Here is a 25,116-nt window from a genome sequence, read left to right as displayed (position 1 = left end):
GCGCCGGGCCGGGCACGCAGGACGGGCGGGCCGGGCCGGGCACGCAGGGTGGCCGCGCCGGGCCGGGCACGCAGGGTGGCCGCGCCGGGCCGGGCGGCTGCTCACGGCACGGTGGTCCCGTCCGGCCGGGCAGGCATTACGGGCGCGGCGGCCGCGCTGCCGGGTGGCCCGTGGCCGGTGCCCGGCGGGGCGGCCGGGCCGGACCGGGTGGGCGCACTGACGGGCGGCGGGCCGGAGCGGGATACTGAGGGGGCCGGCCCGGTGTACCAGGGCCCGGTGTACCAGGGCGTGACATCAGCAACGGCGGCCGTCATCACCGGCGGGCGCTGACCGAGCTTCACACCGAGACCAGGGGTAACGCACCACAATGTCCATCGAGATCGCCAACGAGTCGGGAGTCGAGGTCGACACCGACGCGATTCTCGCGGTGGCCCGGCACGCGCTCGAGGAGATGGGGGTCAACCCTCTCGCCGAGCTGTCCATCCTGCTGGTCGACATCGACTACATGACCGAGCTCAACCATCGCTGGATGGGCAGTGACGGCCCGACGGACGTCCTCGCCTTCCCGATGGACGAGGGCAGCGTCGATCACGGGCCCGGCGAGGCCGGCACCGGGGAGCCCGCGCTGCTGGGCGACATCGTGCTCGCGCCCGAGGTGGCCGCCAAGCAGGCCGTCGCCGCCGGCCATTCCGCCGCGGACGAGCTGCATCTGCTCACCGTGCACGGAGTGTTGCACCTGCTCGGGTACGACCATGCCGAGCCGGACGAGGAGCGGGAGATGTTCGCGTTGCAGGCACGGCTGCTGCAGAGCTGGCGCTCCGGGCGGCGGACCGGCTGATCGCCATGGACCCGTCCCTGCTGACACCCATAGCCGCGGGCGCCGCCGGCGCGGCTGACCTTCCGGACATCCAGCTCATCGTGTACGCGGCGGCGCTGGTGTTCCTGGCCGGGCTCGCCTCGATGACCGACGCCGCGCTGGCGACGGTCTCCCCGGCGCGGGCCGCGGAGATGGAGCGGGAGGGGCAGCGGGGCGCCGCCGCGCTGGCCGCGGTCGCCGGTGACGTCGTCCGGCACCTCAACCTGCTCCTGCTGCTGCGGCTGATCTGCGAGCTGACCGCGACCACGCTGGTGGCGCTCGTCGCCGTGGACAGCTGGGGCGCCGGGTGGCGGGCGGCCCTCGTGACCGCCGCCGCCATGACGCTGGTCAGCTTCGTCGTGGTCGGCGTGGGCCCGCGCACGGTGGGGCGGCAGCACGCGTACGCGGTCGGGAAGGCCACCGCGCCGCTCGTGCGGTGGATCGGGCGGGTGCTGAACCCGCTGGCCTCGCTGCTGATCCTCATCGGTAACGCCGTCACGCCCGGTAAGGGGTTCCCGGAGGGCCCGTTCGGCAGCCAGGTGGAGCTGCGGGAGCTGGTGGACCTGGCCGAGCAGCGTGGCGTGGTGGAGCACGGCGAGCGCGAGATGATCCATTCCGTGTTCGCGCTGGGTGACACCATCGCGCGCGAGGTGATGGTGCCGCGGACCGAGATGGTGTGGATCGAGGGGCCGAAGACGCTGCAGCAGGCGCTGTTCCTGTTCCTGCGCTCCGGCTTCTCGCGGATCCCGGTGATCGGGGAGAGCGTCGACGACGTGCTCGGCGTGCTGTACCTCAAGGACGTCGTCCGGCGGACCCAGAGCGGCGACCCGGCCGCCTCGGCGGAGCCGGTCGCCGACCTGATGCGCCCGGCCACGTTCGTGCCCGAGTCGAAGCCGGTCGACGACCTGCTGTCGGAGATGCAGGCGGCCCGCACCCACCTGGTGATCGTGGTCGACGAGTACGGCGGGACGGCCGGCCTGGTCACGATCGAGGACATCCTCGAGGAGATCGTCGGCGAGATCACCGACGAGTACGACGTGGAACGCCCGCCGGTCGAGCACCTGGAGGACGGGGCCGTACGCGTCACCGCCCGCCTGCCGATCGAGGACCTGGGCGACATCTTCGGCGTGGAGCTGCCCGCCGACGAGGTGGAGACGGTCGGCGGCCTGCTCGCGCAGACGCTGGGCCGGGTGCCGATCCCCGGCGCGACCGTGGACGTCGGCGGCCTGCACCTGATCGCCGAGGGCACCACCGGCCGCCGCAACCGCATCGACTCGGTGCTGGTGCGCCGGGTCGAACCCCCGTCGGAGCAGTCCGGCGACGACGAGAACGCCCCCGAGACCGAGGAAAGACAGCACGCCGATGCCTGAACAGAACAGCACCGCCGCCGAGCTCAGCGCCGAGGACGCGAAGCTGGTCACGCTGGCCCGCGGGGCGCGCGCCCGGGTGGGCGCGGCCGAGGGAGCTTCGGTACGCGACCAGGACGGCCGGACCTACGCCGCGGCGACGGTGGCGTTGCCCAGCCTGCAGCTGACGGCCCTGCAGCTCGCGGTGGCCTCCGCGGTGGCGGCGGGCGCGACGAAGCTGGAGGCGGCGGCGGTGGCCACGCAGGCGGAGACGCTGGACGAGGCGGGCCGGGCCGCGGTGCGTGACCTGGCGGCGGACGCGCCGATCCACGTGGTGGCCCCGGACGGCACCCTCGTGGGCACGGTGACCCAGTGACGGACGCGGGCGGCTCCGGGCGAGGCGGCGCCGGCGAGCGCGGCGCGAAGCGTGCCGATGGGGGCGGTGCGAAGCGCGCCGATGGGGGCGCGAAGCGCGAGCGGAGCGAGCGCGGTGAGCCGGGAGGCGAGCGGCGGCTGACGCCGGGGGAGCGGAACGCGCAGCGACGGCAGGAGCGTCAGCAGGCGAAGCGTCAGCAGGGATCCGCCGGGGGCGCTGCTCAGGGCGGTGGCAAGCGGCGGCAGGAGACGGCCGGTGCCGCTCCCGCCCCGGACGGGAGACCGGATCGGAAGCCTCGTCATCGCAGCGGTGCGGGGAAGGCCGCCGTGAGCCCGGGGCCACTGGATTCCGGCGGGGCGGGGGGCGCGCGTACCGATAAGAAGGTGCACAAGCACAAGGCCGCCGGCCGGGTGACCGGCGCGGACGACGCCTACCGTGCCGGGTTTGCGTGTTTTGTCGGCCGGCCGAACGCCGGCAAGTCGACGCTGACGAACGCGATCGTCGGGCAGAAGATCGCGATCACCTCGAACAAGCCGCAGACCACCCGGCACGTCATCCGTGGCGTGCTGCACCGCGACAACGCCCAGCTCGTGCTCGTCGACACGCCGGGGCTGCACCGGCCGCGCACGCTGCTCGGGGAGCGGCTCAACGATCTCGTGCGGGAGACGTGGAGCGAGGTGGACGTGATCGGCGTCTGCTTCCCGGCGGACGAGCCGGTGGGCGCGGGTGACCGGTTCATCTCGACCGAGATCGCCGCGCTGAAGGCGACCGTGATCGCCGTGGTCACCAAGGTGGATCTGGTGGATCCGGCGACGCTCACGGAGCGGCTGCTGGCCGTCAGCAAGCTGTACGACTTCGCCGACATCGTGCCGGTCAGCGCCGTCTCCGGGCACCAGGTGGAGACGCTGGTCGACGTGATCACGAAGCATCTCCCGGAGTCGCCGCCGCTGTACCCGGACGACGTGCTGACCGAGGAGCCGGAGCAGGTGCTGATCGGGGAGCTGATCCGGGAGGCCGCGCTCGAGGGCGTCCGGGACGAGCTGCCGCACTCGATCGCCGTGCTGGTCGAGGAGATGTTCGTCGAGGGCGGGTTGACGAAGATCTACGCCAACATGTACGTGGAGCGCGACAGCCAGAAGTCGATCGTGATCGGCACCCGGGGCGCGCGGCTCAAGGACGTCGGCATCCGGGCGCGGGCGGAGGTCGAGGCGCTGCTGGGCCGGAAGGTGTACCTGGACCTGCACGTCCGCGTGGCGAAGGAGTGGCAGCGGGATCCGAAGCAGCTGCGCCGCCTGGGATTCTGAAGATAGTTCGATTTATCCATATTTGTGGGCATAGTCACGTAGGCCCGGTTTCACGTTGCCGGACAGCGTCCTGTTTCGATAGGCGTTGTCGCCATGCGAAACCGGTACCTCGACCTGCTGCGCGCCGTCGCGACCGTCCGGGTGGTGGTCTACCACGCCACCGGCTGGGCCGCCCTGACGGTCGTGTTCCCGGCGATGTCGGTGATGTTCGCGCTGGCCGGCTCGCTGATGGCGGCGTCGATCGACCGTTCCGGTCCGCTCGCGGTGGAGCGCCGGCTGCGCCGCCTGCTGCCGTCGCTGTGGGTGCTCGCGCTCGTCGCGGTGCCCTCCATGCTGCTCACCGGCCTGGCCTGGGACTGGACGGTGCTGTACTGGGCCTTCCCGCTGCAGGACCCGCCGGCCAACGGCTGGGGCTCGATGGCGCTGAGCGCGACCTGGTACCTGCGCGACTTCCTCTGGTTCGTGCTGCTGTCCCCGGTGGCCCTGCCGCTGTTCCGGCGGATGCCGAGGACCGCGCTCGCGGTGCCCTACGCGGCGCTGGCGATCATCACGCTGGCCGGGACGCCGGTGCATCCGATCGTTCGGGACATGGCCCTCTACGGCGGCGCGTGGCTGCTCGGCTTCGCGCACCATGACGGCATGCTGCGCCGGCTGAGCCGGCGGACCCTCGTCGCCGCTGCCGGGTCGCTCGCCGCGGCCGGCGCGGCCTGGATCGTCACCCATCCCGGACCCCGGGGGTACGACCTCAACGACGTCCCGCTCGGCAACGCGCTGTGGTCGGCGGCGTTCGTGCTGGTCGTGCTGGGCTGCGCCCCCGTCGCCACCGCGGCGCGTCCGGGCCGGCTGCTCACCCTGCTCAACGCCCGCGCCCTCACGATCTACCTGTGGCACGTGCCGGTGATCGTCGCGGTCACGAAGCTGGGGGAGGCGCACGGGCTGCCCACCCGCGGCTGGGTAGGCATCGGCTGGCGGCTCACCGTGGTCGTCGCCCTCGTCGCGCTCGCGGTGCTGCTCGTCGGGTGGGTCGAGGACGTCGCCGCCGACCGCCCGCCGCGGCTGATCCCCGGCCGCCCGCCGCGCAGCGCACCGGTGTCACCCGCCGTACCGCGGACGGCCGTCGCAGCGGGTAACGTCGGCTCGGTGGCCGAAACGCTGCGCACATGACCACGGCCGCCGCCCGGGTGCGGCGGACGTACTACGTCCTGGGCTTCGGCAACACCTTCGCGGCGTCGCTGATCTGGGGCGTCAACACGCTCTTCCTGCTGGACGCCGGGCTGACGAACCTCGAGGCGTTCGCGGCCAACGCGTTCTTCACCGCCGGGATGGTGCTGTTCGAGGTGCCGACCGGGATCGTCGCGGACGCCTGGGGCCGCCGCGCGTCGTACCTGCTCGGCACCGCCACGCTGGCCGTCACCACCGGGCTGTACGTCTGGCTCTGGACCGTGCACGGGCCGTTCTGGGCGTGGGCGGTCTCCTCGGCCCTGATCGGGCTCGGGTTCACGTTCTTCTCCGGCGCCACCGAGGCCTGGCTGGTCGACGCGCTGACCGCCACCGGGTACGACGGCAGCCTCGACACCGTGTTCGCCCGCGGACAGGTGGTCTCCGGGATCGGCATGCTGCTGGGCGCGGGCGGCGGCGGATACCTGGCCCAGTTCGCCGGGCTGGGGGCGCCGTACGTGCTGCGCGCCGCCGTGCTCGTGCTGATGGCGGTGCTCGCCGCGGCGCTGATGCGCGACCTGGGGTTCACCCCGGACCGCGGGCGCTCGTTCGGTGCCGAGGTCCGCGAGATCGCCACCAGTTCCGTCGAGTACGGCCTGCGCGTCCGCCCGGTGCGCTGGCTCATGCTCGCCGCGCCGTTCACGGGGGGCGTGGGCATCTACGTGCACTACGCGCTGCAGCCGTACCTGCTGGAGCTGTGGGGCGACGAGTCCGCGTACGGCCTGGCCGGGCTCGCCGCTGCGCTGGTGGCGGGCGCCTCGATCGCCGGTGGGCTGGTGACGCCGTGGCTGCGCTCCCGGTTCGCCCGGCGTACCTCGGTGCTGCTGCTGACGCTCGGGCTCGGCGCGGTGACGGTGCTGCTCATCGGGCTCGTACCGGCGTTCTGGGCGGTGCTCGCGCTGATCGTCGTCTGGGGGCTGCTGGGTGCGGCGGCGATGCCGGTGCGGCAGGCGTACCTCAACGGCATGATCCCGTCCCGGCAGCGGGCCACGATCCTGTCCTTCGACTCGCTGATGTCCTCCGCCGGCGGCGTGGTGGCGCAGCCCGCGCTGGGCCGCGCCGCCGACGTCTGGGGCTACCCGCTGTCGTACGTGGTGTCGGCCGCGCTGAGCGCCTGCGCGGTGCCGCTGGTGTGGCTGTCCCGCCGGGAGAGGCCGGCCGCGGACACCGCCGTGGAGCCGGCCGCTACGACGACGTGACCGCGATGTTGCCGCTGCTGGCCCGCAGGTCCAGCACGTTCGTCGCGCCGGGGCTCGAGGTCACGTCGGATTCGAAGTCGCCCGAGCCGGTCCGGTGCAGGATGCGGTAGCTGCCGTCCGGCACGGCCAGATCGATGTCGCCGCTGGTCACGTGGGCGGTCACCGAGGCCGGCTGTGCCAGCCGCAGGTCGACGCTGCCGGAGTTGGCCTCGACCTTGATCGCGCCGCCGCCGGTCAGGTCGCTGGCCTCGATGTCGCCCGAGGTGACATGGAAGGTGGCGGGACCGGCGAGGGCGCTTGCGGTGATGGTGCCCGAGGTGGCCTTCGCGGTCGCCTGGCCGGTGACGCCCTGCAGGGTGATGTCGCCGGAGGTCACCGTCACGTCGGCCGACGCGACGCCGGTCAGGTTGAGGCTGCCGGAGTGCACGCCGCCGCGCACGGCCACCCCGGTGGGCGCCTCGATCTCGTACGAGGCCCGGCAGTTGTGCCCGCAGCTCGTGTCGATGGCCAGCGTGGTGCCGGTGAGCCGGTACGAGACGTCCGGATCGTCGCCGTTGCTGCGGACCACCCGCCGGATGCGCGTCTCGTCGATCGCCGAGGCCGTCACGGTCACATCGCCGCTGTTGCCGCTCACCACGATCTCGGTGACCTTGACCTTCTCGGTGTCGTCGTAGGTCAGCCGGGCGCCGATCCCACCCCCGCAGCCGGCGAGGGCGGTCGCCGCGGCGGCGGTGACGACGGTGAGGGCTCCGGCGCGCAGGACCAGTCTCGTGCTCATGCACCAGACGCTATGAGCCCGGGTACGCCCGGCGCCATCGGTCCTGTCACCCACCCGTCCCCGAGATGACCCTGAGATCCGGGTCAGGGTCTGTCGTACCCAGGGGGCAGAATGTCGGGGTGCCCGCCGGATACCGACGCCAGCTCTACCGCGACGACGCGGTGGTGCTGCGCGTGCAGAAACTCGGCGAGAGCGACCGGATCATCACGCTGCTGACCCGCCGCCACGGCCGGCTGCGTGCCGTGGCCCGGGGCGTGCGGCGCACCACGTCCCGGTTCGGGGCGCGGCTGGAGCCGTTCGGCCACATCGACCTCCAGCTCGCCGGCTCGCCCGAGGGGGTCGGCAGCAGCCTGCACTCGATCAGCCAGGTCGAGGGCCTCGCGCTGTACGGCAAACGCTTCCTCGAGGACTACCCGCGCTACACGGCGGCCAGCGCCATCGCGGAGACCGCCGAGCGGCTCACCCCGGTCGAGCGGGAGCCGTCGCTGCGGCTCTTCCAGCTGACCCTGGGCGCGCTCAAGGCGCTGGCCGCCGGCGAGCACTCGACCAGCCTGGTCCTGGACGCCTACCTGCTGCGCGGCATGGCCTTCGCCGGCTGGGCGCCCGCCCTGGCCGAGTGCGCGGTCTGCGGCACGCCCGGCGGCCACGGTGCGTTCTCGGTGCCGGCCGGCGGCTCGGTGTGCCCGGACTGCCGCCCGCCCGGCGCCGCCCACCCGGCCCCGGCGACGCTCGGGCTGATGCTCGCCCTGACCCACGGCGACTGGGCCGTCGCCGACGCCGCCGAGCCGCCCGTCCGCCGCGAGTGCAGCGGCCTCGTCGCGGCCCACCTGCAGTGGCACATGGAGCGCAACCTGCGCGCCCTTCCGCTTGTCGACCGACGGGAGCCTATTCAGTGAACCTTTTTCAACCTGGCATCAAGCCCGACGGTGCCGAGCCGTCGGCCGGTGGCGGCCCGGGTCGGCCCCGCCACGTTGAAAAAAGTTCAGTGACACGTCCGCCCACGCCGCACATCTCCGGCGCCCGCCCTCCCGAACTGCCCAAGGGTGCGATCCCGCGGCACGTGGCGCTGGTGATGGACGGCAACGGCCGCTGGGCCAAGGAGCGGGGGCTGTCCCGGACCAAGGGCCACGAGCAGGGCGAGTTCTCGCTGTTCGACACCATCGAGGGCGCGATCGAGCTCGGCATCCCCTATCTGTCGGCGTACGCGTTCTCCACGGAGAACTGGAAGCGGTCGCCGGAGGAGGTCCGCTTCCTCATGGGCTTCAACCGCGACGTCATCCGCCGGCGCCGCGACCAGCTCGTCGACCTGGGCGTACGGGTGGTCTGGTCGGGCCGCACCGGCCGGCTGTGGAAGAGCGTGATCTCCGAGCTGCAGACCGCCGAGGAGATGTCGCGCGGCAACAAGACGCTGACCCTGCAGTTCTGCGTCAACTACGGCGGCCAGGCCGAGATCGCCGACGCGGCGGCCGCCATCGCCCGGGACGTGGCGGCGGGCAAGCTGAGCGCCGACCGGGTCACCGAGAAGACCATCCAGAAGTACCTGTACCACCCCGAGGTGCCGGAGGTGGACCTGTTCCTGCGCCCGTCGGGGGAGCAGCGTACGAGTAACTTCCTGCTCTGGCAGTCCGCGTACGCCGAGCTGGTGTTCCTCGACACCCTCTGGCCCGACTTCGACCGCCGCCACCTCTGGTACGCGTGCGAGCTGTACGCCCAGCGTGACCGCCGGTTCGGCGGCGCGATCCCGAACCCGATCGCCCCGGTGTGACGGCCCGTTACCTCTACCTGGCCCGGCACGGCGACGCGGCGGAGGACAGCGGGCTGACCGCGGCGGGACGGCGGCAGGCGGAGTGCCTGGCGGAACGGCTCGGGGACGTGCCCCTGACCTCGATCACGCACAGCCCGCTGCGCCGCGCCGCCGAGACAGCAGCCCTGCTGCCCGGGCCCGCCCCCGCCGAGTGGGACGCTGCCGGTGACTACGTTCCGTACGTGCCCGACCCGGTGCCCCCGGGGTTCGAGGTGCTGTTCGAGGGCTGGACCGCCGATGAGCTGGAGGCGGGGCCACGGCTGGCCGCGCAGGCGCTGGGCCGGTTCGCCGTCCCCTCGCCGGACGGCGCGGAGCGGCACGACCTTGTCGTGACCCACGCCTTCCTCGTGGCCTGGTTCGTCCGGGACGCGCTGGGGGCGCCGCCGGAGCGCTGGCTCGGGCTCAACGCCGCCAACTGCGCCCTCACGGTGATCCGCTACAGCGAGGGGCGCCCGCCCGGTCTGCTGGTCTTCAACGACATGTCGCACCTCCCCGCCGAGCTGCGCTGGACGGGTTTCCCGCGGCACCTGCGGGTCAGCCGGTGATGATGGCGACCGCGGCGTCCACCCGGGACAGGTCCGGGAGCACCGCGTGCGCCCCGGCCAGGGCCAGCTCGGCCATGCTCGTCGCGCCCGTGGCCACGCCGACCGCGAGCGCGTCGTTGGCCAGCGCCGCCGAGACGTCGTTGGGGGTGTCGCCGATGACCACGGGCTCGAAGCGCTCGCCGTACTTCGCCTCGGCCCGTTCCCGGCAGCGGCGCACGAGGGTCGCCCGGACGCTGTCGTCGGTGCCGTAACCGCCGATCTCCGCGTCGAAGACCCCGGTCAGGTCGAAGGCTGCCACCTTCGCCGCCGCGACCTGCGGCACGTTGCCGGTGACGAGCGTCTGCACGACATCGTCGCGTGCGCCCAGCACGTCCAGCACCGCCCGCACCCCCGGCAGCAGCTCGCCCTGCTCCGCGAACAGGTGCCGCGACCCGTGCACCCGCTCGACGTAGCGGGCGAAGAACCGTTCCGGCGTGCAGTCGGTGACACCGTGCGCGGCGAAGACCTCCGCGCAGATGTCCAGGTCGGTACGCCCCCCGAAGCTCGGCGTCGACCGCCAGGCCACGCCGGTGACCTCGGTGAACGCCTCCCGCCACGCCTGCGCCGCGACACCGCCACCCCGCAGCAGGGTGTAGTCGATGTCCCACATCACGAGGCGTCTCACTGCCCGGCCAGCCGCCGCTCGACGTGCTCCACCTTGGTGTTCAGCGCGTCGGTCACGCCGGGGCGCACGTCCGCCTTGAGGACCACGCTGACCCGGGGCGCCTGCGCGGCGACGACGTCGACGGCCTGCTTGACCACGGCCATCACCTCGTCCCACTCGCCCTCGACGGTGGTGAACATGGCGTCGGTGCGGTTGGGCAGGCCGGAGGCGCGGACCACCCGGACGGCCTCGGCGACCAGATCGCCGACGGACTCGGAGGCGCCCAGGGGCGTGACGGAGAAGGCAACCAGCATGAGGCCATCGTGGCAGAGCCGGGCGGCCGGCGATGTGTCGACCGTCATCGACATAGAGGGATTTCGGGCACAGATCGTTTTCGCGCGGGTTTGCGGTGGACCTTGCGGAGTACAAAGGGCGGGCCCGCCGACTCATCGAGGAGAGTGACCGCCGTGTTCACCGCTTTCGCCCGTACGGCCGCCCTCGCCGTCCTGGTTCTCACGCTGCCGGCCTGCCGCACGGCGCAGAAGGTGCCGACGGCCGACGCCCCGGCGTCCACCTCGGCCCCGGCGCCGTCGACCGTGACCCGGGAGCCGTCCGTCCCGCCGGCGACGCCGTCCAGCCCGGCGGCGGGGACCGGCTCGGGGAAGCCGGATAAGGGAGGCGCGATCCTGGCCGGCAAGCGGCAGGTCGTCATCGCGCCGGTGGGTTCCGCCGAGTCCGTCCTGACCGTGGACGACAAGGGGCGGCTGAGCCTCACCGACGGCCCCTCGGACCGCACCCTGTTCGTGCTCGTCCCCGTCGGCGACGGGAAGCATCAGATCCGGACCGCGAAGGCCGACGAGAGCGGCGAGCCGGCCTGCATGGGCCTGCGTGACGGCAGCGTCGTGGCAGCGGCGTGCGACGCGGGCCGGGCGGGGCAGCGGTTCACCTTGGAGTCGGAACCGCAGCGCGGCGGAAAGGCGGCGTACACGATCGGCGCCAAGGGCGGGCTGCGGCTGAGCGTCGACCGTTCCGGGCTGGTGGCCACCCCGGGCCGGGGCACGCCCTTCACGCTCGTGGACAACGGCGCCGCACCGGCCGGCCCCGGAGACTAGCCCTGCCTCGACGTGTTCGCCCGGCGGCCACCCGGGCGACACCGGGCGTTGAGCGCGGGAGGCGAGATTGGCGCCGTCACCACCTAGATCTCGCAGCAGCTCCGGACATGGGTCACGGCCACCACCACGATCACGACCACCCGCACGCCGCCGACGTCTCGCCCGCCCTCGACCCGCACGTACCCGACAGCGAGCTGTCGCCCGCGGACGTCTCGCGCCGGGGCTTCCTGCGCGGCGCCGGGTTGCTCGGCGCCGGCGCGGCCGCGTCGGTGCTGGCGTCCCCCTCGGCCGCCGCGGCCGCCGGTCTCCCGCACGCCCACGGGCCGGCCGGTGGGGGAGCCACCCAGGGCGGCTTCCGGTGGCTCGCCGGGGACCACCACATCCACACGCAGTACAGCTCGGACGCCCAGTACCGGGTGATCGACCAGGCGAAGCACGGGCGGGCGTACGGGCTGGACTGGCTCGTCATCACCGACCACGGCAGCAACGCGCACGCCAAGATCGGCGTGGAGAAGGTGAACCCGGACATCCGGGCGACCCGCGAGGAGCTGCGGGACCTGCTGACGTTCCAGGGTCTGGAGTGGAACATCCCGGCCGCCGAGCACGCGACCGTGTTCGTGCACCCCGGCCGCAACGAGGTGGACGTGCTCAAGCGCTTCGAGCAGGCGTACGACGGCTCGCAGCTGCCGGCCACGAACACCGAGGCGCAGAACGAGGCCACCGCCATCGCCGGCATCAAGTTCCTCGGCGAGCAGGTACGCCGGCGCAAGGTCGAGGGCGCGCTGTTCCTTGCCAACCACCCGTCGCGCCGCGGCATCGACTCGCCGCACGAGATCCGCAACTGGCGCGACGCCGATCCCACCGTCGCCATCGGCATGGAGGGCGCGCCGGGCCACCAGGCCGCCGGTATCAAGGCCCCGAACGGCCGTGGCGGCGCGCGCGGGCTCTACGACAACAACCCGTCCGCCGCGTCGTTCGCCGGCTACCCGCTGGAGACGTACCGGACGTGGGGTGGTTTCGACTGGATGACCGCCACCGTCGGCGGCCTCTGGGACAGCCTGCTCGCCGAGGGCCGCGCGTGGTGGGTGACCGTGAACTCGGACAGTCACGTGGTCTACCTCGACCAGTCGCAGCGCGGCCCGGGCAGCGACTTCGACGCCAACGGCAAGTACAACGACCCCGTCTACAACCCCGCGGTCAACACCTCGGCGGGCGACTTCTGGCCGGGCTTCTACGGGCGTACGAACGTGGGCGCGACGTCGTTCTCCTACAAGGCGGTCATGGACGGCCTGCGCGCCGGGCGGGTCTGGGTCGACCACGGCCGGCTCATCAAGACCCTGGACGCCCGCGTCCGGGTCGCGGGCGACCGCCGGCCTTCCACGGGTACGCCCCTCGGCGGTGTCCTGCAGGTGCGGCGCGGCACGAGCACCGAGCTGACCCTCGAGATCGACCTGCAGGACGTGCCGAACTGGGCGCAGTTCGTGCCGGTCCTCAAGCGCGTCGACGTGATCGTCGGGTCGGTGACCGGCCCGGTCGCGGACAAGGACTCGTTCAAGGCCCCGGACACCCGGGTCGTCAAGTCGTTCGAGGTGTCGCCGGGCGCGCGGAAGCTGACGGTCACGTACGCGCTGGGCCGCCTCGACAAGCCGTTCTACCTGCGCCTGCGGGGGACCGACGGGAACCGTACGCAGCCCGGCCTGATGGGCGCCGCGACCGACCCGTACGGTCCGCAGCTGGACGTCGCCGGCGACGCCGACCCGTGGGGTGACCTGTGGTTCTACACCAACCCGATCTGGGTGCTGCCGCGGTGACCTCGTCCCTGACCGACCTCGACGGCCTGCCGGTCGTCGGGGTCGGCCTCGGCCATCCCGACACGGCCGCCGCGGAACACTGGCTGGCGTCGCTCGACCCGCAGCCGCTGCTCGCCTGCACGCACCTGGTCCGCCGGCCGCATCCGCAGGTGGCCTGGACATTGATCTTCGCCGGCGAGGTGCCCGCGGACCTGCCGCGCGCCGACGTCTCCGCCGAGGGCGGACGCGCGGTCGTCTTCCCGGGGGTGGAGCTGCTGACCGGGGAGCTGACGGTCGCGGACATTCTCGCCCGCAGCGCGATCGACCGGGTCGAGATCCTCGGCGGCGCCGAGGCCGACCCGTCGGCGGTGGTCAGGACGAACGACTTCGTCCGTCCGCTGTGGCGCGACGGCACGCTGGTCCTGGTGACCATGCCGGCGGCGGGCGGGGCGCTGGTCCCGTTCGAGACCCGGCACCCCACCCCCTGCTGCGCCGCGCACTGACCCGGTCAACCGGCGATGCGATCGGCCACGGTGCCGGCGATCCCGTCCAGTTGGGTACGGGTCAACGGCGGCGCCGGGGCGCTGACCGGCGCGGCGTCCCCACCGAAGTAGTTCACGGCCCGCAGGGTCAGGGTGTGGTCGCCGCCGCGCAGCATCACCTGGACGCCGTAGAAGACGTACCGGTCGCCGTCGCCGGCCGGGAGATTCTCCAGCCACCGCACCACCCGCAGGCCGCCGGGCGTCCGGGCCTCGGTGCAGCCGGGCGGCAGGTCGTCGCACTCGTACGCCGGTGAGCACGACGTGCCGGGCTCGCAGCCGGTCGGGCGTACCGAGAGGTAGAAACCGCCCTTGCGGCCGCCGGCGGTGAGCCCCGACCGGCCCTCGAACGTGACCGGATCGCGCTCGACGCGCAGCACCGGGTGCCCGTCGGGGGTCCGCCGCTCGCCCGGCACGTCCGGCATGTAGATCCACCCGGCTTGCGGCGCGTGCTCGGTGAGGGCCTCCTCCAGGACCTCCTGCAGCGCGGCCCTGGTGCGTTCCCGGCCGGCGGCGGTGCCCGTCTCCAGCACGAGACCGGCGAGGCTGGGCGACGGCCGGGCGCTGGGCGACGCCGCGGCAGGCGGGGAGGCGCCGCGCGAGTGCGGGCCGCCGGCCAGGCTCATGCCCGCGACCACCGCGATGACCACGCCGGCCGCGGCCGCCGCGCCCGTACCGAACCGGCGGAGCCGCTGCCGCCGGCGCTGCGACACGATGACGGCCCCGACGTCGACGGTGGACGGCGGCGGCGCGCCGATGAGCTGGTCGAGCATCTGCTGGTTCATTCCTGACTCCCGGATGAGTACGCCAGCGCGCGCAGCGTCTCCAGCCCTCGCGCCGACTGGCTCTTGACCGTTCCCGCGGAGATGCCGAGCAGTTCGGCGGTCTCCTCGACCGAGTGGTCGAAGTAGAAGCGCAGAACCACCACGGCGCGCTGCCGGGGTGCCAGCCCCGCCAGCAGCCTGATCAGCCGGTCCCGGTCGCCCGCCCGGTCCGGCTCGCTGCGGCCCGCGTCCGGCAGCACACCGGCCGGGTGCTCCCGCCGCCACGGCCGGCGCCGCTCGTCCAGCCACGACATCGTCAGCACGCGCTGGGCGTACGCGTCGGGGTTGTCGGCGCCGCTGACCTTGCGCCAATGCCGGTACAGCTTGCCCACGACGACGGCCACCAGGTCGTCGGCCATGTGCCAGTCATGGCACAGCAGGTACGCCGCTCGCCGCCACCGGTCCATGCGGACGTCGACGAACGCGCGGAACTCGTCCTCCTCGGACCTTCTCACGGTGCCTCCCATCGCTTCCCCCCGCACGACGGAGCACCCCCGGACCGGGGTTGCACGCCGGCGGTCACATGCTTGGATGGGTCCGTGACCGATCATGGAACCGGCCGGGTCGTGAGCGCCACCCGCGAGATCGCGGCGGCGCCCGCCCGCATCTTCGAGCTCATCGCCGACCCCGCACAGCAGCCCCGGTGGGACGGCAACGACAACCTGGCCGAGGCGCCCGCCGGGCAGCGCGTCCACGCGGTCGGCGACGTCTTCACCATGACCACGACGAACGGCAACGTCCGCGAGAACCACGTCTTCGAGTTCGAGGAGGGCCACCGCATCGCGTGGAAGCCCGCCGAGCCCGGCAAGCCCACGCTGGGGCACGTGTGGCGGTGGGAGCTCGAGGAACTCGGGCCGGAGCTGACCCGGGTGACGCACACGTACGACTGGACCGACCTCACGGACGAGAAGCGCCTGCCCCGAGCCCGCGCGACGACGGCCGACAAGCTCCGGGCCTCCCTCGACCGCCTCGCCACCCTCGCCGAGCGCCCCTGACGGCGGTCCGCCCGGCGGCGGTCAGCCGAGGATCGGGTTGAAGACGCCGGCCAGGATGCTCGTCGTCAGGGCCGCCGCTCCCAGCACCCCCGCTCCCACCACCAGCGCCGCGTCCGCCTTGGTGAAGTGCTGGCGGCGGGCGTACGTGCGGGGGGTCGTGGAGTCGAAGCCGCGGGCGTCCATCGCCGTCGCGAGGCGGCCGCCGCGGCGGAGGGCGCCCACGAGCAGGGCGAAGGCTGTCGAGGCGAAGAGACGGAGCTTTGCCAGGGGGTTGCGGCCCGCGTCGATGCCCCGGGCTCGGCGGGCCATGGTCAGCATCTGCCATTCCTCCGTGAGCAGGGGAATCAGGCGGAATGCCGCCAGCGCGCCGATGGCGAAGCGGGCCGGGGCCTTGACGTTCTGGACGAGCGCGTCGGCGAGGTCCGTCGGGTCGGTGGTGGCGAAGACGATGATGCCCGGCAGAGCCACCGCGAAGACGCGCAGGACGAGGCCGAGCGCGCCCGCCACGACGCCGGTGGTGATGTCGAACGGGCCGACGGAGAGCAGGTGGGAGCCCGTACGGTCCGCGGCGAACAGCACCATCGTCACGAGGATGCCCGCGGCGGCGAGGGTGAGCGGCCACGCGCGGCGGGCCAGGACGCCGAGGCGTACGCCGAAGAACGGGAGCGTGCACAGCTCGACGGCCAGCGCGATCGCCGGGGTGAGCGGGTCCAGCGTGGCGATCAGCGGCATGGAGAACAGCAGGGCCGCGCCGAGTTTCGCCACCGGGTTGCGCCGGGCCAGCGGGGCCGTCGGGTCGGCGACCGGTTCGAGGGCCAGGGTCACGGCCGCCGCCGGGGGAGCGGGCCGGGGGCCGGCGTGGGGCCGAGGTGGTGGACGCGGTCGGCGAGGGAGGTGACGAACGCGTCGTCGTGGGTGACCGCGACGATGCCGTGGCCCTCGTCGCGCAGGGCGGCCAGCAGCGCCACCAGCTCGATCCAGGTACGCCGGTCCTGCCCGAAGGTCGGCTCGTCGAGCACCAGCAGCCGCGGCGCGGTGGCCAGGGCCGTCGCCACGCTGAGCCGCCGGGCCTCCCCGCCGGAGAGCGTGTACGGGTTGGCCTCCGCCAGCGCCGTCAGCCGCAGCCGGGCCAGCAGGTCGTCCACCGTGGCCGCCACCTGGGCGGGGGAGCGGCGGAGCCGGCGGGGCCCGAGCGCCAGCTCGTCGGCGACGCGGCTGGTGACGAACTGATGTTCCGCGGTCTGGAACACCGAGCCGATGCGGCTGGTGAGGTGCGCCGCCCGCCACCTGTGCGGCGGTTTCGCCTCGCCGGGTACGTCGATCCGGCCGGTCGTGGGTGCCAGGAGGCCGCCGAGCATCAGGGCGAGGGTGGACTTGCCGGCGCCGTTGGGTCCGGTCACCGCCAGGGCCTCGCCCGCGCGGGCGGTCATGCTGGCGGCGCTCAGCCGGTGCCGGAAGGCCGCGCTGTGTGCCCGTACCAGATCATCACCCGGAGCCGCCGCGGCCGGGTGCCGGGGCAGCGGATAGCCCGGCACCCAGACCCCCTGCCCGGCCAGCGACGGGCCGTGACCGGCGAAGACGACCTCGGGGGCGCCGTCGGCGGCGACGCCGCCGCCCGGCGCGAGCACCACCACCCGGTCGATCAGCGGAAGCGCCTCGGCGACCCGGTGCTCGACGACGATCAGCGTGCTGTCGCGGTCGCGCGCCCGGGCGACGGCCTCGCGGATCAGGTCGCCGCCGGCCGGGTCGAGGTTGGCGGTGGGTTCGTCGAGCAGCACCAGCCCGGGGCGCAGGGCGAGCACGCCGGCGAGCGCGAGGCGTTGCTGCTCGCCGCCGGAGAGGGCGCTGGTCGCGCGGGTGATCGGGTACGGGAACCCGACCCGGTCCAACGCGTCGCTGACCCGCGGCCAGATCTCGCCCGCGGGCACGCCCCGGTTCTCCAGCCCGAACGCCACGTCGTCGCCGCTGCGGGCCATGACGAGCTGGGTCTGCGGGTCCTGGAAGAGCAGGCCGACGCCGTCGTGTGCCTTGCGGGGATCGAGCCCGTCGATCTCCACGGTGCCCTCGGCCTCGCCGGAGTCCTCGGGCAGCAGCCCGGCGAGCGCGGCGAGCAGGGTGCTCTTGCCGGCCCCGGAGGGCCCGAGCAGCAGCACCCGCTCGCCGTGCCGGATGTGCAGGTCGACGCCGCGGACAGCCCATGACCGGCGCCCCGCGTGGCGCCAGCCGAAGTCCCGCAGCACGACCTCCGCCATGATCAGACCAGTGCCCGGTCCCGGCCCGCGGCGAACCTGTCCAGCACGCCGGTCGGCACCAGCGCGCGGGTCAGTGCCCAGCTGCCGGCGCCCGCGATGGCGGTGCCGCTGACGATGGTGATCAGCGCGTACGGGATGCGGTAGTCCCACAGGGCGTAGCCGCCGTTCCACACGAAGAAGTCGTACAGCGCGGCGCTGAGCCCGGTGAGCGCCCCGGCGAGCAGTGCGGCGGGCAGCTTCCACTGCCGGTAGAGCAGCATCGCGAAGGCGAGTTCGGCGCCGAGGCCCTGCACGAGACCCTGGGGGATGACCGTCGCGCCCCACTTCGAGCCGAGCAGCGCCGAAATGATCGCCGCGACCGTCTCGGTGTAGAGCGAGGCGCCCGGCTTGCGGATGATCAGGCCGGCGAGGACGGCCGGCATCAGCCAGACGCCGTAGAGCACCGCCTGGGCCGGCGGGAAGAACGCGAACGCGCCCTCGGTCAGGTTCCAGACCGTGTTCCACGCCCAGAAGATGACGCCGAACGCCACGGCGATGATGGAGGCGATCACGATGTCGATCGTGCGCCAGCGGTACTGGTTCATGTCGTTGCCCTCCCAGGGGTACCGGGAGGAGACGCACGCCACGGACCGGGCTGTCCCGGACGTGGCGCGGCTGGAGAAGACCGAGCTCCCTGCGCTGGCATTACCCAGATCAGGTTCTAGGGTCTGCGGGCCGGAACCCGCACTCTCAGCGCTGTGCGCTCCCCTGTCGGATGAATCCTTTTCGCGACCTACCTCGACCCCCGCAGGGCGGGGGCCAGGTGCGGTGATCTCCACCGTCGCGAGAAGGATTCACTACGTTATTTTCATGGACGTTAACACCGTACGGCTGTACGGAACAGCGTTGGAGGCGTCACATGGAGATCAAGGCCCGGGGGCTCACCTTCGATGTGTACGAGGGCGGCCCGGCCGACGGCGACCCGGTGCTCCTGCTGCACGGCTTCCCCCAGGACCATCGCGAGTTCGACCTGATCCTGCCCCGGTTGCACGCGGCGGGGCTGCGGACGTACGCCCTCGATCAGCGCGGCTACTCGGCGGGCGCCCGGCCGGCCGCGGTGGAGGACTACCGGCTGAACGAGCCCACGGCCGACGCGGTGGCGGTGCTCGACGCGCTCGGGGTGGAACGGGCGCACGTGATCGGCCACGACTGGGGCGCACAGGTGGGCTGGCTGCTCGCCGCGCATCACCCGGACCGGGTCCGTACGCTCACCGCGGTCTCCGTACCGCACCCGCGCGGGCTCGCCGTCTCGCTGCGCAACCAGCCCTCGCAGCGGCTGCGGTTCGCGTACATGAAGGTGTTCCAGTCCCGCTTCGCCGAGCGCCTGCTGCTGGCGCGCGACGGTGAGGTGCTCAAGCGGATGATGCGCCCGATCGGGGCCCGCGCGGCCCGGTACGCGTCCGCGATGGCCGAGCCGGGCCGGCTCACCGGGGCGCTCAACTGGTACCGGGCGCTCTCCGGCCGCCAGCTCGCCGGTGTCGGCAAGATCACCGTGCCCACCACGTACGTCTGGAGCGACCGCGACCCGGTCGTCGGCCGGTCGGCGGCGCTCGCCACCCGGACCTGGGTCGAGGGGGACTACCGCCTGGTCGTGCTGCGCGGGGTGGGGCACTGGGTGCCGGAGGAGGCGCCGGACGCGCTGGCCGACGTGGCCCTCGCGCGGATCGGCGTTTGACGCCGCGGCGGTCCGGGCATCCGATGCGCCACATGACGGTGAGGAGACGACCTGATGGCCGCCGAGAAGCGCCGGATGAAGAATGAGACCGAGAAGCAGCGGTGGGACCGCAACTTCGCCGACCTGCTGCAGGAGTTGCGCGTCGCGCAGACCGGCGTGCAGATCCTCTTCGCGTTCCTCCTGACGCTGCCGTTCAGCAACGGTTTCCCCAAGACGACGGACTTCCAGAAGGACACGTACATCGTCGCGCTGATCTCGACGGCGTTCGCGACCGCGCTGATCATCTCGCCGGTGGCGTTCCACCGGGCGCTGTTCCGCCAGGGCCGCAAGCCTGAGCTGGTCCGGCACGCCCACCGGATGGCGACCGGTGGCCTGGCGTTCACGCTCGTCGCCATGGTCAGCAGCGTCCTGCTGATCACCGACTACCTGCTGCCCATGTGGGTGGCGCTGGTGTTCACCGGGATCGCCGCGGCCTTCTTCCTGACGTTCTGGGTCGCGATCCCGTTCGCCCGGCGCAACTGGCTGGACGAGGACGACGACGAGGAGGACGAGGAGTTCGCCGAGGACGCCGCCGAGCCCAACAAGGAACCTAACGTGCCTTCGCGGGCCTGAGGCCGAGGTCGCGCAACTCCAGCGCGGCCAGCGCCTCCACCGCGTCGGCGTCGCCGTTGCGCCAGGACTGGGCGATGTCCGGGCCGAGCGCGGCGAGCTCGTTCAGCGGCCGGCCCGCCAGGGCCCGCAACGCCAGCAGGTCGCGGCCGGCCGGCTGCTCGCGCACCACCGCGGCCACCCCGGCGCGGCGCATCCAGCGCAGCCGCCGCGGCAACCACAGGAACAGCACCAGCGCCAGCGGCACGGCGACGATCAGCAGCGCCATCGTGACGGCCAGCTTGCCGACGATCTCCTGCTGCTGCCGGCCCGCCTCGGCGAGCTGGGACGCCGCGCCCGCCGCGCTGTTGAACGGCGCCGTCAGGTCGTCGCCGACGAGCGGCACCCGGCCGACCTTGCCGCCGATGTCGCCCAGGTTGCCGGCGATCCCGGTGCCCGCCTCCTGCAACTTCTGCCCGGGCACGCCCAGCTTCTCCACCATGTCGTTCACCCAGAACCCGGCGCGGATCCAGGCGTACACCCACAGGACCACGGCGAGGTCGGTCAGCAACTGGCGTACGGCGGTGGGCAGCCGGTCGGCGTACATCTTCACGCGCGACAGCTTCCCACGCCGAGGGCGCGACAGCCTCCCACGCGGGGGCTAGGAGCGCTGGGCCGCGCACTCCGGGCAGGTGCCGAAGATCTCCATGGTGTGCGAGACGTCGACGAACCCGTGCTCACCGGCGACCCGCTGCGCCCAGGTCTCCACGGCCGGGCCCTCGACCTCGACCGTACGGCCGCAGGACCGGCAGACCAGGTGGTGGTGGTGCCCCTGGCTGCACCGGCGGTACAGGTGCTCGCCGCCGGGCGGGCGCATCACGTCGATCTCGCCGGCGTCGGCCAGCCCCTGCAGCGTGCGGTACACCGTGGTCAGCCCGACCCGTTCGCCGCGCTCGCGCAGGATCGCGTGCAGGTCCTGGGCGCTGTGGAAGCCCTCGCAGTCGGCGAGGAGGTCGCGGACCGCGGTCCGCTGCCGGGTGTTGCGGACAACGGTTCCCTCGTCCGTCATGATCCCTCCCTCGCATGGCTCACCGCGTCCGCGACGATGTGCGCGACGTGTTCGTCCACGAGCGAGTATGCGATCTCGCGTCCACGCCGTGCACCCCGCACCACCCCCGCGCCGCGCAGCACCCGCAGGTGCTGCGAGACCAGCGGCTGCGGTGCGCCCAGCTTCTCGACGAGCTCGTGCACGCACCGCTCGCCGCCGCCGAGCTCCGCGACTATGGCGACGCGGATCGGTGCGGACAGCGCGCGCAGCAGCTCGCCGGCCGCCTCGTACGCCTCGTAGCCGGTCGCCGTGCCCGGCACCGGATGGGCGCTCATCGGGCGCCCGCTTCCTGCAGGACCACGTCGGGCGGTTCGGCGTGCTCGGCGTGCCGCTCCGCGGGGATGTGCCGGCGCAGCACCCGCCAGGTCGCGCTGCCCACGGTGATGGCGAGGAACGCGGCGATCGCCAGGATGACGATCGTGGCGCCGGGCGCGGTGTCGATCTCGCCGGCGGCCCAGACCCCGGCCGCGGCGGCGGTCACGCCGATGCCCATCGCCAGCGCCATCGTGCTGCGGAACCCGCGGGTGATCTGCTGCGCGGCCGCCACCGGCACGACCATGAGGGCGCTGACGAGCAGCAGGCCGACGGTGCGCATGGCGATCGTGACGGTCACGGCCGTGGTGGCGGCGATCACGAGATTGAGCGTACGCACGGGCAGGCCGGAGACGCGCGCGTACTCCTCGTCGTTGCAGACCGCGAACAGCGCCGGGCGCAGCGCGAGCATCGCGGTGAGCACGGCGGCGCCCAGGATCGCGATGACGATCAGGTCCTGCCGGGTCGTGGTGATCAGCGAGCCGAAGAGGTACTGCATCAGGTTGGCGTTGGCGCTGTCGTCGGAGAGTCCCACGAGGACCACGCCGCCCGCGATGCCGCCGTAGAACAGCAGCGCCAGGGCGAGGTCGCCGGACGTACGGCCGCGCTCACGCACCAACTCGACGCCGACGGCCCCGAGCACGGCCACGACGACCGCGGTGAGCACCGGCGACTGCTGCAGGAGCAGCCCGACGCCGACGCCGGTCAGCGCCACGTGCCCGATGCCGTCGCCGATCAGCGACAGCCGCCGCTGCACGAGGTAGATGCCCAGCGCCGGGGCGGCCAGCCCGATGATCAGCGCGCCGGCGAGAGCTCGCAGCATGAAGTCGTACTGAAAGAGGTCCATGTCAGGTGGCCGGCATTCTGTCCGTGGGGGCCACGCAGATGCGCGCCTGCTCGGGCTCCGCGTGCGGGTGGACGTGGTCGTGGCCCGGCCCCGCGTGATGCCCGGCGGGCTCGGGGACGGCACCCTCGTACGCGATCCGCCCGCCGTGCACCACGACGGCCCGGTCGATCAGCGGCTCCAGCGGGCCCAGCTCATGCGCGACCAGCAGCACGGTGCCACCGCGTTCGCCGAAGCCGGCGAGCGCCTTCGCGAAGGCCTCCTGGCTCCCGGCGTCGACCCCGGCCGTCGGCTCGTCGAGGACCAGCAGGTCGGGGCGGCCGGCCAGGGCGCGGGCGATGAGCGTGCGCTGCTGCTGGCCGCCGGAGAGCGTGGTCACCGGGTCGTGGATGCGGTCCAGGAGCCCGACGTCGTCCAGCGCGGCACGGACGGCCTCGCGGTCGGCGGCGCCGGGAAAGCGGAAGATGCCCCGGCGGGCGAGCCGGCCCGAGGCCACGACCTCGCCGACCGTGGCGGGCACCCCGCTGCCGGCGCCCATGCGCTGCGGCACGTAACCGACGCGCGCCCACTGGCGGAAGCGGCGCTGCGGGGTCCCGAAGAGCTCGATCTCGCCGCCCGCCAGCGGCACCAGGCCCAGGATCGTCCGGATCAACGTGGACTTGCCGGACCCGTTGGCGCCGAGCACGGCCACGACCTCGCCGGCGCCGACGTCCAGCGTGACGTCGCGCAGGACCGTGCGGCCGCCGTACGCGACGGCGGCGTGGCGTACCGAGACGACGCTCATGACGTGCACCCCAGGGCGGTGGTGAGGGCGGTCAGGTTGGCGCGCATGACGGAGAAGTAGTCCGCGCCGGGCTCGGTGACGCCCTCGATCGGGTCGAGGACGGCCGTACGGGCGCCGACCTCGCGCGCGATGGTCTCGGCGACCTTGGGACTGACCAGGGTCTCGAAGAAGATCGTGGTGGTGCCCGTGGCTCTCGCCTCCTCGGCGACGTGGGCGAGGCGGCGCGGGGACGGTTCCGCCTCGGGGGAGATGCCGGTGATGCCCACCTCGGTGAGCCCGTACCGGTCGGCCAGGTAGTGGAAGGCGGCGTGGCTGGTGACGATCTCGCGCCGCGCGCAGGTGGTGAGCGCCTTGCGGTACTCGCCGTCGAGGGCGGCCAGCTCGGTGCGCAGCGTCCCGGCCCGGCTCGCGTACGCGGCCGCGTGCGCGGGGTCGGCCTGCCCGAGCCGCTCGGCCAGCGCGCCGGCGATGGTGGCGTAGCGGACCGGGTCGAGCCACACGTGCGGGTCGGCGCCCTCGCCGGCCTCGGCGTGCTCCTCCTCGCCCGGCTCGTGCTCGTGCTCCTCGGCCGGCAGCAGCTCGACCGTGGCGCCGGCGTCGAACGCCCGGTCCCGAGCCTCGAGGCCGACCGCCTGGTCCACGGCCGGCTGGAAGCCCTTCAGGTGGACGACGAGCCCCGCGGTGCTGACCTTGCCGACCTGGCGGGGGTTGAGCTCCACGTCGTGCGGCTCCGCGCCGGGCTTGGTCAGCTGGACCACCCGGACAGCGTCGCCGCCGATGCGCTCGGCGAGGAACTGCAGCGGGTAGAAGGCCGTCACCACGTCGAGGCGGCCGCCGCTGAACCCGCTCGCCGGCTGCCCGCACCCCGCGGCCGCGCCCAGCAGGAGGGCTGCGGCGGTTGCGGCAAGAGCCCGGCGGGGGAGCATGGCACAACAATGCGCCGAGTTGGTAATGATTGTCAAAAGCGCATACGTCAGAGCGCCTTGGCCACCGCCGCCGCGAACAGCAGGGCCAGCAGGATCAGCCGTACGGTCCGCAGCGCCGGCGTCTGCACCGGCCACGTGGTGAAGGTCAGCGCCACCAGCGCCACGCCCAGCAGGAACAGCAGCGCGGCGCCGACGATGCCGGGCAGGAACAGACCCGCGAGAAAGACCACCAGCGCGGCGATGAACGCCGTCGTCGGGTTGACACCGGCCAGCCGGCGCAGGAGGTTCTCGGGCGGGGACGGGGTCACGTCGGGCTCCTCGCGGTACGTAGGCTCAGGTCATGCTGGTGCTGAACCGCTTCGTCGTCCCGCCCGACACGCAGGACTCGTTCGTCGAACGGGCGCACGCCGCCCTGACCGCCCTCGCCGCGAGCGCCGGATACCGCTCCGGGCGCCTGACCCGCGCGCTGGACGACCCCGCCTACTGGACCCTGGTCACCGAATGGGAGTCCGTCGGAGCCTACCGCCGGGCGCTCGGCGGGTTCGACGTGAAGGTCCACGCCACCCCGCTGCTGTCGGAGTCCCTCGACGAGCCGTCGGCGTTCGAGACGCTCGCGAGCGCCGCGCCCGGCGCGCAGGTCGAGGCCCGGGCCAGCGACCGGGCCGCCGAGCCCTGGCGCTGAGCCGTACGCTTGATCGCATGACCACCCTGGGTGCGCCCCCGCCGCAGCAGCAGGGACCGTCTCCCGTGCCGGAGCCGCCGTCCGGGCCGGGCGTGGTCCCGCCGTTCCCGGCCCCGCCGGTGGAGGGCCGCGGCCGCCGCGTCGGGCTCGGGCTCGGCCTGGGCGCCGTGGTGCTCGTGCTCGTCCTCGGCGGCGGGCTGGCCGCGTTCATCGGGCTCACCACGGTCGCCACCCGGGCCCTCAACGAACAGGCCGACGTGGTCGTCGGCGACTACCTCGACGCGGTGCGCGACAAGCGCTACGGCGAGGCGTACGACATGCTGTGCCAGCAGACCAAGGACGACGAGACCGAGGCGGAGTTCACCAGCCGGGTCTCCGCCGAGGAGCCGATCAGGAGCTATGACGTGGGCGACGTCGAGCTCGTGCAGATGTCGGCGCCGGTCGACGTCACGTATGCCGACGGCTCGACCGCCGAGCTGCGGGCGTACCTCGCGCAGAACCGCCGGACGGGCGGTTTCGAGGTGTGCCGCGTCGAGGAGTAATCTCCTGATTTTGTCCGCATCCCCTGAGTCCCCGC

General features: G+C 73.4%; 32 protein-coding genes and 1 riboswitch. Of the genes, 17 read left to right on the top strand and 15 right to left on the bottom strand.

The genetic code is table 11. The features are described 5' to 3' along the window. Window positions 1-367: 367 nt before the first annotated feature. The 6 genes from ybeY to IT780_RS24410 all read left to right on the top strand — a co-directional run bounded on the left by ybeY (window position 368) and on the right by IT780_RS24410 (window position 6,299). Window positions 368-838 (top strand): rRNA maturation RNase YbeY, encoded by a 471-nt coding sequence (gene ybeY, locus IT780_RS24435; protein ID WP_199513980.1) that lies wholly within the window; start codon window positions 368-370, stop codon window positions 836-838. Between the two features lie 5 nt (window positions 839-843). After that, on the top strand, window positions 844-2,226 hold the full coding sequence (locus IT780_RS24430) for a hemolysin family protein (RefSeq protein WP_233413407.1): 1,383 nt from the start codon (window positions 844-846) through the stop codon (window positions 2,224-2,226). Continuing rightward, complete coding sequence (locus tag IT780_RS24425) at window positions 2,219-2,578, top strand: cytidine deaminase-like protein (protein WP_199513979.1); 360 nt, start codon at window positions 2,219-2,221, stop codon at window positions 2,576-2,578. The genes IT780_RS24430 and IT780_RS24425 overlap by 8 nt, the downstream gene beginning before the upstream one ends. Before the next feature lie 410 nt (window positions 2,579-2,988). Beyond that, entirely contained in the window at window positions 2,989-3,882 is an 894-nt protein-coding gene (gene era / locus IT780_RS24420) for a GTPase Era (RefSeq protein ID WP_199514054.1), read from the top strand. A 93-nt stretch (window positions 3,883-3,975) separates the two neighbouring features. Then, entirely contained in the window at window positions 3,976-5,046 is a 1,071-nt protein-coding gene (locus tag IT780_RS24415) for an acyltransferase family protein (protein ID WP_199513978.1), read from the top strand. Further along, the gene (locus IT780_RS24410) at window positions 5,043-6,299 is read left to right on the top strand and encodes an MFS transporter (protein WP_199513977.1); all 1,257 of its coding nucleotides are present in this window, start codon (window positions 5,043-5,045) and stop codon (window positions 6,297-6,299) included. Before IT780_RS24415 ends, IT780_RS24410 begins: the two co-directional genes overlap by 4 nt. Here IT780_RS24410 and IT780_RS24405 read toward each other — a convergent pair. Beyond that, a complete protein-coding gene (locus tag IT780_RS24405) occupies window positions 6,286-7,077 on the bottom strand; it encodes a DUF4097 family beta strand repeat-containing protein (RefSeq protein WP_199513976.1) in 792 nt (263 codons plus the stop codon). The genes IT780_RS24410 and IT780_RS24405 overlap by 14 nt on opposite strands. Before the next feature lie 119 nt (window positions 7,078-7,196). On the opposite strand from IT780_RS24405, the gene recO reads away from it, so the two are divergent. From recO to IT780_RS24390, 3 genes are all read left to right on the top strand, one after another. Beyond that, the gene (gene recO, locus IT780_RS24400) at window positions 7,197-7,973 is read left to right on the top strand and encodes a DNA repair protein RecO (protein WP_307831351.1); all 777 of its coding nucleotides are present in this window, start codon (window positions 7,197-7,199) and stop codon (window positions 7,971-7,973) included. 89 nt (window positions 7,974-8,062) lie between these two features. After that, complete coding sequence (locus IT780_RS24395) at window positions 8,063-8,842, top strand: isoprenyl transferase (RefSeq protein WP_199513974.1); 780 nt, start codon at window positions 8,063-8,065, stop codon at window positions 8,840-8,842. Then, window positions 8,839-9,426, top strand: coding sequence for a histidine phosphatase family protein (locus IT780_RS24390; protein WP_199513973.1), 588 nt, complete (start codon window positions 8,839-8,841; stop codon window positions 9,424-9,426). The genes IT780_RS24395 and IT780_RS24390 overlap by 4 nt, the downstream gene beginning before the upstream one ends. Here IT780_RS24390 and IT780_RS24385 read toward each other — a convergent pair. Together IT780_RS24385 and IT780_RS24380 are read right to left on the bottom strand one after the other, a co-directional pair. Next, window positions 9,416-10,090, bottom strand: coding sequence for a haloacid dehalogenase-like hydrolase (locus IT780_RS24385; RefSeq protein WP_307831349.1), 675 nt, complete (start codon window positions 10,088-10,090; stop codon window positions 9,416-9,418). The two genes, IT780_RS24390 and IT780_RS24385, sit on opposite strands and share 11 nt — an antisense overlap. Then, window positions 10,087-10,383 carry an MTH1187 family thiamine-binding protein gene (locus IT780_RS24380; protein ID WP_199513972.1) on the bottom strand — a complete coding sequence of 99 codons (297 nt, stop codon included), beginning with the start codon at window positions 10,381-10,383 and terminating at the stop codon, window positions 10,087-10,089. The genes IT780_RS24385 and IT780_RS24380 overlap by 4 nt, the downstream gene beginning before the upstream one ends. Before the next feature lie 153 nt (window positions 10,384-10,536). On the opposite strand from IT780_RS24380, the gene IT780_RS24375 reads away from it, so the two are divergent. The 3 genes from IT780_RS24375 to IT780_RS24365 all read left to right on the top strand — a co-directional run bounded on the left by IT780_RS24375 (window position 10,537) and on the right by IT780_RS24365 (window position 13,474). Continuing rightward, window positions 10,537-11,181 (top strand): hypothetical protein, encoded by a 645-nt coding sequence (locus IT780_RS24375; protein ID WP_199513971.1) that lies wholly within the window; start codon window positions 10,537-10,539, stop codon window positions 11,179-11,181. Between the two features lie 107 nt (window positions 11,182-11,288). Beyond that, window positions 11,289-12,992 (top strand): CehA/McbA family metallohydrolase domain-containing protein, encoded by a 1,704-nt coding sequence (locus IT780_RS24370; protein ID WP_199513970.1) that lies wholly within the window; start codon window positions 11,289-11,291, stop codon window positions 12,990-12,992. Then, window positions 12,989-13,474, top strand: coding sequence for a hypothetical protein (locus tag IT780_RS24365; RefSeq protein WP_199513969.1), 486 nt, complete (start codon window positions 12,989-12,991; stop codon window positions 13,472-13,474). The genes IT780_RS24370 and IT780_RS24365 overlap by 4 nt, the downstream gene beginning before the upstream one ends. 5 nt (window positions 13,475-13,479) lie before the next feature. Here IT780_RS24365 and IT780_RS24360 read toward each other — a convergent pair whose 3' ends face one another. Then, complete coding sequence (locus tag IT780_RS24360; protein WP_199513968.1) at window positions 13,480-14,295, bottom strand: hypothetical protein; 816 nt, start codon at window positions 14,293-14,295, stop codon at window positions 13,480-13,482. Next, window positions 14,292-14,789 (bottom strand): SigE family RNA polymerase sigma factor, encoded by a 498-nt coding sequence (locus tag IT780_RS24355; protein ID WP_307831348.1) that lies wholly within the window; start codon window positions 14,787-14,789, stop codon window positions 14,292-14,294. Before IT780_RS24355 ends, IT780_RS24360 begins: the two co-directional genes overlap by 4 nt. Window positions 14,790-14,873: 84 nt before the next feature. On the opposite strand from IT780_RS24355, the gene IT780_RS24350 reads away from it, so the two are divergent. Next, window positions 14,874-15,329, top strand: a complete 456-nt coding sequence (locus IT780_RS24350; RefSeq protein ID WP_307831347.1) for an SRPBCC family protein — start codon at window positions 14,874-14,876, stop codon at window positions 15,327-15,329. Window positions 15,330-15,350: 21 nt separating this feature from the next. Here the strand turns inward: IT780_RS24350 and IT780_RS24345 are convergent, their stop codons facing one another. From IT780_RS24345 to IT780_RS24335, 3 genes are read right to left on the bottom strand one after another with little or no spacing between them, the layout of a single operon-like run. Next, window positions 15,351-16,154: an energy-coupling factor transporter transmembrane component T family protein gene (locus tag IT780_RS24345; protein ID WP_199513965.1), complete on the bottom strand. Its 804-nt coding sequence runs from the start codon at window positions 16,152-16,154 to the stop codon at window positions 15,351-15,353. Further along, complete coding sequence (locus tag IT780_RS24340) at window positions 16,151-17,581, bottom strand: ABC transporter ATP-binding protein (protein ID WP_199513964.1); 1,431 nt, start codon at window positions 17,579-17,581, stop codon at window positions 16,151-16,153. The genes IT780_RS24345 and IT780_RS24340 overlap by 4 nt, the downstream gene beginning before the upstream one ends. Before the next feature lie 2 nt (window positions 17,582-17,583). After that, entirely contained in the window at window positions 17,584-18,165 is a 582-nt protein-coding gene (locus tag IT780_RS24335; RefSeq protein ID WP_199514052.1) for an ECF transporter S component, read from the bottom strand. A gap of 68 nt (window positions 18,166-18,233) precedes the next feature. Continuing rightward, window positions 18,234-18,340, bottom strand: a riboswitch (TPP riboswitch). 139 nt (window positions 18,341-18,479) lie between these two features. On the opposite strand from IT780_RS24335, the gene IT780_RS24330 reads away from it, so the two are divergent. Together IT780_RS24330 and IT780_RS24325 are read left to right on the top strand one after the other, a co-directional pair. Then, a complete protein-coding gene (locus IT780_RS24330; protein WP_199513963.1) occupies window positions 18,480-19,295 on the top strand; it encodes an alpha/beta fold hydrolase in 816 nt (271 codons plus the stop codon). A gap of 75 nt (window positions 19,296-19,370) precedes the next feature. Next, window positions 19,371-19,907: a DUF6328 family protein gene (locus tag IT780_RS24325; protein ID WP_199513962.1), complete on the top strand. Its 537-nt coding sequence runs from the start codon at window positions 19,371-19,373 to the stop codon at window positions 19,905-19,907. Here IT780_RS24325 and IT780_RS24320 read toward each other — a convergent pair. From IT780_RS24320 to IT780_RS24290, 7 genes are read right to left on the bottom strand one after another with little or no spacing between them, the layout of a single operon-like run. Continuing rightward, window positions 19,885-20,490, bottom strand: coding sequence for a hypothetical protein (locus tag IT780_RS24320; RefSeq protein ID WP_233413453.1), 606 nt, complete (start codon window positions 20,488-20,490; stop codon window positions 19,885-19,887). The two genes, IT780_RS24325 and IT780_RS24320, sit on opposite strands and share 23 nt — an antisense overlap. A 54-nt stretch (window positions 20,491-20,544) precedes the next feature. Further along, window positions 20,545-20,952, bottom strand: coding sequence for a Fur family transcriptional regulator (locus IT780_RS24315; RefSeq protein WP_199513960.1), 408 nt, complete (start codon window positions 20,950-20,952; stop codon window positions 20,545-20,547). After that, window positions 20,949-21,266 carry an ArsR/SmtB family transcription factor gene (locus IT780_RS24310; RefSeq protein WP_199513959.1) on the bottom strand — a complete coding sequence of 106 codons (318 nt, stop codon included), beginning with the start codon at window positions 21,264-21,266 and terminating at the stop codon, window positions 20,949-20,951. The genes IT780_RS24315 and IT780_RS24310 overlap by 4 nt, the downstream gene beginning before the upstream one ends. Continuing rightward, a complete protein-coding gene (locus IT780_RS24305) occupies window positions 21,263-22,150 on the bottom strand; it encodes a metal ABC transporter permease (RefSeq protein ID WP_199513958.1) in 888 nt (295 codons plus the stop codon). Before IT780_RS24305 ends, IT780_RS24310 begins: the two co-directional genes overlap by 4 nt. 1 nt (window position 22,151) lies before the next feature. Continuing rightward, on the bottom strand, window positions 22,152-22,931 hold the full coding sequence (locus IT780_RS24300) for a metal ABC transporter ATP-binding protein (RefSeq protein WP_199513957.1): 780 nt from the start codon (window positions 22,929-22,931) through the stop codon (window positions 22,152-22,154). Next, window positions 22,928-23,857 (bottom strand): metal ABC transporter substrate-binding protein, encoded by a 930-nt coding sequence (locus IT780_RS24295; protein WP_199513956.1) that lies wholly within the window; start codon window positions 23,855-23,857, stop codon window positions 22,928-22,930. Before IT780_RS24295 ends, IT780_RS24300 begins: the two co-directional genes overlap by 4 nt. Before the next feature lie 47 nt (window positions 23,858-23,904). Next, on the bottom strand, window positions 23,905-24,165 hold the full coding sequence (locus IT780_RS24290) for a DUF6703 family protein (protein ID WP_199513955.1): 261 nt from the start codon (window positions 24,163-24,165) through the stop codon (window positions 23,905-23,907). A gap of 32 nt (window positions 24,166-24,197) precedes the next feature. Here IT780_RS24290 and IT780_RS24285 point away from each other — a divergent pair, with 32 nt between their 5' ends. Next, window positions 24,198-24,539 carry an antibiotic biosynthesis monooxygenase family protein gene (locus IT780_RS24285; protein ID WP_199513954.1) on the top strand — a complete coding sequence of 114 codons (342 nt, stop codon included), beginning with the start codon at window positions 24,198-24,200 and terminating at the stop codon, window positions 24,537-24,539. Window positions 24,540-24,556: 17 nt separating this feature from the next. After that, window positions 24,557-25,081, top strand: coding sequence for an Rv0361 family membrane protein (locus IT780_RS24280; protein ID WP_199513953.1), 525 nt, complete (start codon window positions 24,557-24,559; stop codon window positions 25,079-25,081). Window positions 25,082-25,116 lie beyond the last annotated feature (35 nt).

The organism is Nucisporomicrobium flavum (assembly GCF_016464385.1).
Lineage (GTDB): Bacteria > Actinomycetota > Actinomycetes > Mycobacteriales > Micromonosporaceae > Actinoplanes > Actinoplanes flavus_A.
This window is presented reverse-complemented; position numbering and strand designations above follow the sequence as displayed.